Raw genomic sequence first — 5,287 nt, 5'->3', positions numbered from 1 at the left:
GGCGATGATCTGTGCATCGCTAAAGCGTGATGTTTTCATGTAGAACCTCCTGCGTTCAAGATACGAGAAAATTCTACTTATGAGCACCTCAGTTTTTCGGGGGGATTACCCTGGCGCTGGCGGGCATGGCCCTCTTCACCGTCGCCTACTGGCTGGGATTGCACCCCATACTGCCCGCCGACAAGAGCACCGGCTTCGCCCTGTTCGATCTGTTTGAGGTGTTCAAGGGGATCTTCTCCTACCGGGCGGCCGGGCTCGGCCTCACCATCATGGCGGTGGCCGGCTTTGCCACCTACATGTCCCACATCGGCGCCTCCCAGGCCCTGGTGCGGGTGGCGGTCAAGCCGGTGGCGGGCATCCAGTCCAGCTACCTGATGCTGGCCATCTGCTACCTGGTGGCGGTCTTCGTCTCCCTGTTCGTCACCTCTGCCACCGGCCTCGGCCTGCTGTTGATGGTCACCATGTACCCTGTGATGCGCAACCTCGGCATCAGCCCGGCTTCCTCCTGCGGCGTCATCGCCACCTCCCAGGCGTTCGAAATCGGCCCGACCCAGACCAACGCCATCTTCTCCGCCGGTCAATCCGGCATGGATCCCACCAGCTATTTCGTTGACTACCAGATCTGGCTGGTGGCTCCCATGTTGCTGGTGACCATGGTGCTGCACTTCTTCTGGCAGCGGCACTGTGACCGCCAGGAGGGCTGGGATCCGGCCCTGCATCGCGGCGAACACGCGGAGCTTGACGAAAAAGGGGCAGATGAGGTGGCCGCGCCAACCTGGTACGGCCTGCTGCCCATCATCCCCTTCGTGCTGATGATGACCTTCTCCAAGCTGCTGGTGACCACCATCAGCGTCAGTGTGGAGGTGGCCATGCTGCTGTCGGTCTTTATCGGCATGCTGTGCGAGCTGCTGCGCACCCGCTCGGTGCGCACCGCCTTCGCGGGGCTGTCCAGCTTCCTCGACGGCATGGGCAAGGTGTTCGGCCCCGTGGTGGCGCTGATCGTCTGTGCCGAGCTCTTCGCCGAATCCCTCAAGGCCATCGGCGCCATCGACACCCTGCTGCACTCTGCCAGCAATGCCGGCATCGGCAGCGGCCTGATGACCCTGGTGATGGTGGGGCTCATCATGGTGGCGGCGGTCATCATGGGCTCGGGCAACGCGGCCTTCCTCAGTTTCTCCTCCCTGGCCCCCGCCGTGGCGGCCAAGTTTGGCGTGCCGGCGGTGACCATGCTGCTGCCGATGCAGCTCGCCTCCAGCATTGGCCGCACCGTCTCCCCCATCGCGGCGGTGCTCATCGCCTGTGCGGGCATCGCCAAGGTCTCTCCCTTCGTGGTGGTCAAGCGCACCAGCGTGCCCATGGCGGGGGCCCTGGTGACGGCGCTGCTCCTCAACTATCTGCTGTTCATGTAAAGGCTCTGGTGTAGAGGCGGCGGCCAGTCGATCCACGCTGGCCGACCGCCGTTGACGAGGCGGCGCCGAGTGCCCGCCCACTCTTATCGTTGCAAAAACAGTCTGTCTTTTACGCAGATTGTTCCATGGAGAAGACAATGAACGATCTCAAGCGCCCGTTCTCCCTCGATACCTATCTGGCGGATCTGGCCCCGCTCATCAACCTCGACTGCGGCACCCGCACCCCGGCCGGGGTGGCCCGGGTCGCCGACATCATGACGGAGAAATATGAGGCCATCGGCTGGCAGGTGACCCGCCACCAGTTCGCCGCCGAGTGCGGCCCTTGCCTGGAGGCAACCAATGCCCCGGGGGCGGAGCACTACGATGTCATGCTGGTGGGCCACATGGACACCGTCTTTCCCGAGGGGACGGCGGCCAAACGCCCGCTGAAAGTCGAAGGCAATCAGGCCTTTGGCCCCGGCGTCTCGGACATGAAGAGCGGCCTGCTCTCTACCTGGTATGCCTTGAAAGAGCTGGACCCGGCCGTGCTGGCCAGGCTCAAGGTGCTGGTCTGCTGCAACTGCGACGAGGAGATTGGCTCTCCCTGGTCCAAAGATTGGCTGGTGGAGCGGGCCAGACAGAGCGGCTGCGTGCTGGTGGCCGAAGCGGCGCGCCCGAGCGGGGATCTCATCAGCGCCCGCAAGGGCAATGCCAAGTACCGCATCACCTTCCACGGCAAGGCCTCCCATGCGGGCTCGGCCCTGGCACAAGGGATCTCCGCCATCACGGAGCTGGCCCACTGGGTGCTTGCCATCAACGAACAGGTCAACATGGAGACCGGCACCACCATGAACGTGGGGGTGGTGCAGGGGGGCACCGGCGTCAACGTGGTGCCCGACTTTGCCGAGGCGATCGTGGATTTGCGCTTCTGGCGCAACGAAGAGGCGCAGACGGTGCACGACCGGCTCACCTTCATGGCCAACAACCCCTTCCTCGCCGGTTGCCGGGTCGAGGTGGCGCGCCAGAGCTTCAAGCCCGCGATGCGCCCGAGCGGTGACACCGAGGCCCTGATGGCACTGGTGGAGGCGGCAGGCAGGGAGGAGGGCGTCCCCTTCACCTGGCTGGAGGCCGGTGGCGGCTCCGATGCCAACTTCACCGCGGCGGCCGGGGTGCCGTCCCTCGATGGCTTCGGCCCCATGGGGGGCGGCTTCCACTCGGAGGCGGAATTCCTGCTGCTAGACAGCATCGAACCGCGCATCCGCCTGCTTAAGCGGGTGCTGGGCAAGCTGGCCAAATAGGTCAACGTTAAGGACAAGCAAAACGGGAGGCCAACGCCTCCCGTTTTGCTTGTGTCGCCCTCGTGAGACGTCATTCCTCGTCCTCCAGCAGATAGGCGAGGTGCTCCTGGCGCGCCGCCTGCCAGTGGCCGAGCGTCAGCGGCGCCGCAAACCCGGGGCCGTCGGTCACCATGGTGTGGTATTCCCCCTGCTCGCCGCAGGCATCGAAGCCATCCCGATCCGCCAGTTGCTGCAGATCGCTGAGGGTGCCAGCATCGAGCCGGCGCCCCACCCACTCGGGGGCCAGTACCCGGGTATCGACGCAGGAGAGGTGGGCGACGATGCCGCGGGCCAGCATGTCCGCCAGCAACGCCTCGCGGGGTTGTTGCCAGAGCGGGGTGTGAACGGTGAGCCCCAGGGGGCGACAGCGCTCGCGGATCCAGTTCGGCGCGCCCCCCACGCTGTCGATGTCGCCGGTGACGACCCCATCGAGTTGCCACTCCTCTTTCAATGTCGCCAGGGCCCGCTCATAACCGAGATCGAACGGCGCTTCGATGGTGACCAGCCGATGGGGCAGTACGAGGGCCGCCGCCTGACGGCGAACCTGTGACAGGGGATGGGCGAGAAAGCGGGGCGCTGGCGGGGCAAAGGTGATCAGGGCCACCACCTGATGGCCCGCTTCCCGGGCGTGGCAGAGGGCCTGCATGGCATCTTTGCCGCCGCTCCAGAGCAGGATGACGCGAGACATGGGGGATTTCCGCAAAGAAAAGAGGGGTCATGCTACCCAGAGTGGGGGGCGATGGCAAAGCGCGGGTCGGAGATGCGGGGATAAAAAAGCGGCTCCCACGGGGGAGCCGCTCGCACTGGATGCCTGTTACAGCAGGATGCTGGTCAGGATGAAGCCCAGGGTACAGGAGGTCACCACCCCGATGAGGCCCGGAATGATGAAACTGTGGTTGATGATGAACTTGCCAATGCGGGTGGTGCCGGAGCGGTCGAAGCCGATGCAGGCGAGATCGCTCGGGTAGGTCGGCAGCACGAAGTAGCCGTAGCTCGCCGGCAGGAAGGCGATGAGCAGTTTGGGTTCGACCCCCAGCGCCAGCCCCATGGGGGCGATGGCGGTGAGCGCCGCGGCCTGGCTGTTCACCAGCTTGGAGATGAGGAAGAGCACCAGGGCGTAGGTCCAGGGCTGGGCCTGTACCACGTGGGCCAGGGTCTCCTTGAGCAGCGGCATGTGGGCCTGGAAGAAGGTTTCGCTCATCCAGGCGACCCCGAACACGGAGAAGATGGCGACCATGCCCGCCTTGAAGACGGCGCCGTTGGCGATCTCCCCCGGCTTGACCTTGCAGCGCATCAGGATGATGGCGCCGGCGATCAGCATCATCATCTGGATCACCAGGTTCATGGAGAGGGGGCCTGTCTTCTCCTTGATGGTGAAGACGGGGCGCAGCGCCTCATCGGCCCCCAGCAGCACCACGGCAGCGATGGCGGCGAAGAAGATCCAGGTGGACCAGTAGGCCTCTTTCGGGAACTTGGTGTTGAGCAGGGTTTCACCACCGCCGTAGATGAAGTCCCGCTGGGCAGGGTCCTTGATCTTGGCCTGGAACTCCTCGTCCTTGTCCAGATCCTTGCCGCGGCGCAGGCTCCACAGGGCCGCCATCATGACACCCATGAGAGAGGAGGGGATGGCCACCATCAGGATGTCGAGCAGACCGTAGGCCTGACCCACGCCGTGAGCCGCCGCCAGGATGGAGACCATGGAGACCACGGCCACCGAGACCGGCGAGGCGCAGATGGCCATCTGGGAGGCAACGGACGCCACTGCCATGGGGCGCTCCGGGCGGATGTTCTTCTGCAGCGCGATGTCGGCGATGATGGGGAACATGGTGTAGACCACGTGGCCGGTGCCGCACAGGAAGGTGAGGGTCCAGGTCGTGAGCGGCGCCAGCAGGGTGATGTACTGGGGGTGGCGGCGCAGCAGACGCTCGGCCACCTGCATCATCAGGTTGAGACCGCCGGCGGTCTGCAGGGTGGCGGCGCAGCCAATGACCGCCAGTATGGTCAGCATCACTTGCACCGGCGGCTCGCCCGGCACCAGACCGAAGACGAAAGTCAGCAGGAACAGACCGATACCGCTGATAAGACCCAGCCCCATGCCCCCGAAGCGGGTACCCAGCAGCAAGCAGCCGAGTACCACCAAAAATTCCATCAAGATCATTCCATTACCTCGTGTGTTTTATCCATGTCCCCATCGGCCAGCTGCCCGGGATCCGCTGTCATTAATTACCCCTGAAGGGTTAATGGATATTTTGTCACCCCTAAAGGGGTAAAAAATTGCGTTGCTTCAACAACCGGCTTTTTTCCGATTTAAGTGCATAAAAACTACGGTTCAGCCCTTGAACAGGGGGCCGCTTCCTGGCCCACACCAGATAAATGACGGGAAAGATGGGGAGATCACAGGGTTTGGAATGCAAAAGGCGGGAATGACACGTGCGGGAAGAGCGAGGCGGGCATAAAAAAAGGTTCATCGCGGCTTTCCGGGGAAGGCCGCCTTGATTTTCAGAAAAAAGTATTCTGAGTCCCTAAATCCATATGCCATGCGCTTTATCACTTTGATCTTGT

4 protein-coding genes and 1 pseudogene are annotated in these 5,287 nt (G+C 63.7%); 2 read left to right on the top strand and 3 right to left on the bottom strand.

Annotated features, from left to right (window positions below; genetic code table 11):
- Positions 1-110: 110 nt before the first annotated feature.
- Both dcuC and PG883_RS22520 read left to right on the top strand, forming a co-directional pair.
- Positions 111-1,409, top strand: a pseudogene (dcuC, locus tag PG883_RS22525) (C4-dicarboxylate transporter DcuC); the annotation flags it as partial.
- A gap of 137 nt (positions 1,410-1,546) precedes the next feature.
- Positions 1,547-2,686: a M20 family metallopeptidase gene (locus PG883_RS22520; protein WP_113977942.1), complete on the top strand. Its 1,140-nt coding sequence runs from the start codon at positions 1,547-1,549 to the stop codon at positions 2,684-2,686.
- A 70-nt stretch (positions 2,687-2,756) separates the two neighbouring features.
- Here PG883_RS22520 and PG883_RS22515 read toward each other — a convergent pair whose 3' ends face one another.
- The 3 genes from PG883_RS22515 to PG883_RS22505 form a co-directional block, all read right to left on the bottom strand.
- Positions 2,757-3,413, bottom strand: a complete 657-nt coding sequence (locus tag PG883_RS22515; RefSeq protein ID WP_113977943.1) for a hypothetical protein — start codon at positions 3,411-3,413, stop codon at positions 2,757-2,759.
- Between the two features lie 126 nt (positions 3,414-3,539).
- Positions 3,540-4,883, bottom strand: coding sequence for an anaerobic C4-dicarboxylate transporter (locus tag PG883_RS22510; RefSeq protein WP_041215561.1), 1,344 nt, complete (start codon positions 4,881-4,883; stop codon positions 3,540-3,542).
- 306 nt (positions 4,884-5,189) lie between these two features.
- On the bottom strand, positions 5,190-5,287 hold a 98-nt coding region (locus PG883_RS22505; RefSeq protein ID WP_160171047.1), incomplete at its 5' end, for a transposase.

It is taken from the genome of Aeromonas sp. QDB25, from assembly GCF_027707725.1.
In the GTDB taxonomy this organism is placed as follows: Bacteria; Pseudomonadota; Gammaproteobacteria; order Enterobacterales; family Aeromonadaceae; genus Aeromonas; species Aeromonas caviae.
The sequence above is the reverse complement of the archived record's forward strand: the minus strand, read 5'-3'. Positions and strand labels throughout refer to the sequence as shown.

Coding starts and splice junctions, on each gene's coding strand:
- PG883_RS22515 (WP_113977943.1), bottom strand. CDS start 3,413: ATGTCTCGCGTCATCCTGCTCTGGAGCGGCGGCAAAGATGCCATGCAG.
- PG883_RS22520 (WP_113977942.1), top strand. CDS start 1,547: ATGAACGATCTCAAGCGCCCGTTCTCCCTCGATACCTATCTGGCGGAT.
- PG883_RS22510 (WP_041215561.1), bottom strand. CDS start 4,883: ATGATCTTGATGGAATTTTTGGTGGTACTCGGCTGCTTGCTGCTGGGT.